The sequence below is a fragment of the Pseudonocardia sp. KRD291 genome (assembly GCF_019263595.1).
Taxonomy (GTDB): Bacteria; Actinomycetota; Actinomycetes; order Mycobacteriales; family Pseudonocardiaceae; genus Pseudonocardia.
On record NZ_JADQDD010000431.1, the window covers coordinates 1 to 3,638 of the forward strand.

Here is a 3,638-nt window from a genome sequence, read left to right on the forward strand (position 1 = left end):
TCGTGCTCGGGCTGGTGATCGCCCGGCGGCGCCGGATCAGCCTGCGCGAGCGCGACGAGCAGGCGAACCTCGAGACCGGTGAGAAGGCTCCGCCCAAGGGCGGCACCTACCAGGCCGGGGGAGGGTTCAACTTCTCCTCCGGGACGGCGACCGCTCCCGAGCGGCCGGCCGCCTCGACCCCGACGGAGACGACCCCGACGGAGACGACCCCGACGGAGACGACCCCGACCGAGACGACCCCGGCGGAGACGGGCACGGGCTCCGCGGCGCCCGAGAGCACCACCGAGATCCCGGCGCCCGGCGGGACCGCCGGCACCGCCACGACGACCGGCGCCGTGGGCACCGCAGGGCACACCGCGGGGGACACCTCCACCGACACCGCGGACGACGTGCGCACCCCGCCGCGCGGGATGGCGATCCCGGACGGTGCGACCGAGGCCCGCACGCCGCCGTCGGGGATCGCGGTCGTCGACGCACCGACGCCGCCGAGGGGCACGCCGGCCGTCCCGAACAGCCCGGTGATCGACACCCGGGAAGCGAGCAAGGACCCGGCCACCCAGCAGATCGACACGCGGTCCGCGGCCGGCACGGCCGCCCCCACGGACGCGCCGGCAGCGGACGCCTCGACGCAGACCGTCCCGGCTCCGGACGCGTCGACACAGACGGCCCCGGAGGCCCCGGAGGCGCCGGAGGCCCCGGAGGTTCCGACGCAGAGCGCCCCGGCCGTGGCCGGGACCGTCGCGCCCACCGCCCCGGACGAGGACATCCCCTCCGCCGACGGGCGGCTCAACCGCCTGCGCGGACGGCTCTCGCGCTCCCGCTCCGGGCTCGGGCAGAGCCTGCTCGGCCTGCTCGGTGCCGGGCAGATGGACGAGGAGTCCTGGGAGGACGTCGAGGCCACCCTGCTGCAGGCCGACCTCGGCCCGGAGATGACGCAGGAGATCACCGACAAGCTGCGCGAGCAGCTCGCCGCACGGGCCGTGCGCACGTCCGAGGGCGCCCGTGCGGTGCTGCACGACGTGCTCACCGAGTCGCTCGACACGAACCAGGACCGTTCGGTCCGGGTGCTGCCGCACGACGGCCGCCCGGCCGTGGTGCTCGTGGTCGGGGTGAACGGCACCGGCAAGACGACGACCACCGGCAAGCTCGCCCGGGTGCTGGTCGGCGGCGGGCACACGGTCACCCTCGGGGCGGCCGACACGTTCCGCGCCGCCGCCGCCGAGCAGCTCGTCACGTGGGGCGAGCGCTCCGGCGCCTCGGTGGTCCGCGGCGCGGAGGGGTCGGACCCGGCCGCGGTCGCGTTCGACGCGGTCAAGCGCGGCACCGACGAGGGGGTGGACGCCGTCCTGCTCGACACCGCGGGCCGGTTGCACACCAAGACCGGCCTGATGGACGAGCTGGGCAAGGTCAAGCGCGTCGTGGAGAAGCAGGCCGAGGTGGACGAGGTGCTGCTCGTCCTGGACGCCACGACCGGTCAGAACGGGCTGACCCAGGCCCGCGTGTTCGGCGACGTCGTCAAGGTCACCGGGATCGCGCTGACGAAGCTGGACGGCACCGCCAAGGGCGGCATCGTGTTCCGCGTGCAGCGCGAGCTCGGGGTGCCGGTCAAGCTCGTCGGCCTCGGCGAGGGCCCGGACGACCTCGCGCCGTTCGAGCCGAAGGCCTTCGTCGACGCGCTCCTGGACTGACGCCGGGGACCCGGACCGCGGTGATCGGGCGGTGACCGAACGCACTTGTCCGTTGGGGTAACCGCGATGTAACCGCGGCGGAAGGCTCGTTCACGTCCCCGCAACGAATACGGTCATCGTCCGAAATACGCCACTCCCAGGATTCTCCCACCTGCCGCGACGGCTCGCGGCGCAGAACGGGAGGGAGTTGCAGTGGGAGTCCCGGACACCGGCGATACCGCTTGGATGCTCGCCAGCGCAGCGCTGGTGCTGCTGATGACCCCAGGTCTGGCGTTCTTCTACGGGGGTATGACCCGCAGCAAGAGCGTCCTCAACATGATGATGATGAGCATGTCCGCCCTCGGGCTGATCGGCGTGCTGTGGGTGCTGTTCGGCTACTCGATGGCCTTCGGCAACGACGTCGGCCTCGGCCTGCTCGGCAACCCGTTCGAGCACCTGGGCCTGTCCGGGCTGTTCGGCGGGCAGTACCTCGAGGGTGACGCCGGGGAGGCGGTGAGCATCCCGCTGGTGGGCACCATCCCGGCCACCGTCTTCGCCGCGTTCCAGGCGATGTTCGCCATCATCACCGTCGCCCTGATCTCGGGTGCGGCGGCGGACCGGCTGCGTTTCGGCCCGTGGCTGGCCTTCGCCGGCGTCTGGGCCACCGTCGTCTACTTCCCGGTCGCGCACTGGGTGTTCTCCTTCGACGGCGTCACCGCCGAGACCGGCGGCTGGATCGCCAACAACCTGGCCGCGATCGACTTCGCCGGCGGGACCGCGGTCCACATCAACTCCGGTGCGGCGGCGCTCGCACTCTGCCTGGTCCTCGGCAAGCGCCGCGGCTGGCCGCGGGAGCCCATGCGTCCGCACAACCTGACGCTGGTCATGCTCGGCTCCGGCCTGCTGTGGTTCGGCTGGTTCGGCTTCAACGCCGGTTCGGCCGTCGCCGCGGACGGCGTCGCGGGCATCACGTTCGTCAACACGCTCGTCGCCACCTCGGCCGGCATGCTCGGCTGGCTGCTCACCGAGCGCATCCGCGACGGCAAGCCGACCTCGCTGGGCGCAGCGTCCGGCGTCGTGGCCGGTCTGGTCGCGATCACGCCGTCGTGTTCCTCGGTCTCGCCGGTCGGCGCGATCGCGGTCGGCGCGATCGCCGGCATCGTGTGTGCTCTGGCCGTCGGCCTCAAGTTCCGCTTCGGCTTCGACGACTCGCTCGACGTCGTCGGCGTGCACCTCGTCGGCGGCATGGCCGGCACCTTGCTGGTGGGCCTGTTCGCCACCGAGTCCACCCCGGCCGGGGTGAACGGCCTGTTCTACGGTGGCGGGCTCGACCAGCTCTGGCGACAGGCCGTCGGCGCGTTCGCGGTGCTGATCTACAGCTTCGTGCTCAGCATCGTCATCGCCTACATCGTCAAGGCCATCTTCGGCCTGCGGGCCACCGACGAGAACGAGGTCGGCGGCATGGACGAGTCGGAGCACGCGGAGAGCGCGTACGACTTCTCCACCCTGCGGGTCGGCGGCGGCCTGGGCAGCAGCAACCGCCCGATCGTCACACCCGGCGGCACCGCACGTGAGCCGCAGGTCACCGCCACCACGAGCAAGGAGGGCTGAGCGAGATGAAGCTCGTGACGGCGATCGTCAAGCCGTTCGTCCTGGAGGACGTCAAGGGCGCGCTGGAGCAGATCGGCGTGCTCGGCCTGACGATCAGTGAGGTGCAGGGCTACGGCCGGCAGAAGGGCCACACCGAGGTCTACCGCGGCGCGGAGTACTCGGTGGACTTCGTGCCGAAGGTCCGGGTCGAGGTCGTCGTGGACGACGCCCTGCTGGACAAGGTCGTCGACGCGGTGGTCGAGGCCGCGCGTACCGGCAAGATCGGTGACGGCAAGGTCTGGGTGAGCCCGGTCGAGACCGTCGTCCGCGTGCGGACCGGCGAGCGGGGCACCGACGCCATCTAGAGGCGGATGATCGAGA

The 3,638-nt window shown here is 72.3% G+C and carries 3 protein-coding genes; all 3 read left to right on the forward strand.

Annotation, left to right across the window (positions count from 1 at the left end; translation table 11 throughout):
• Positions 1-2 precede the first annotated feature (2 nt).
• Positions 3-1,688: a signal recognition particle-docking protein FtsY gene (ftsY, locus tag I4I78_RS31245; RefSeq protein ID WP_308252465.1), complete on the forward strand. Its 1,686-nt coding sequence runs from the start codon at positions 3-5 to the stop codon at positions 1,686-1,688.
• 225 nt (positions 1,689-1,913) lie between these two features.
• Positions 1,914-3,278 carry an ammonium transporter gene (locus tag I4I78_RS31250; RefSeq protein ID WP_218615110.1) on the forward strand — a complete coding sequence of 455 codons (1,365 nt, stop codon included), beginning with the start codon at positions 1,914-1,916 and terminating at the stop codon, positions 3,276-3,278.
• Positions 3,279-3,283: 5 nt separating this feature from the next.
• Positions 3,284-3,622 (forward strand): P-II family nitrogen regulator, encoded by a 339-nt coding sequence (locus I4I78_RS31255; RefSeq protein WP_130289258.1) that lies wholly within the window; start codon positions 3,284-3,286, stop codon positions 3,620-3,622.
• Positions 3,623-3,638 lie beyond the last annotated feature (16 nt).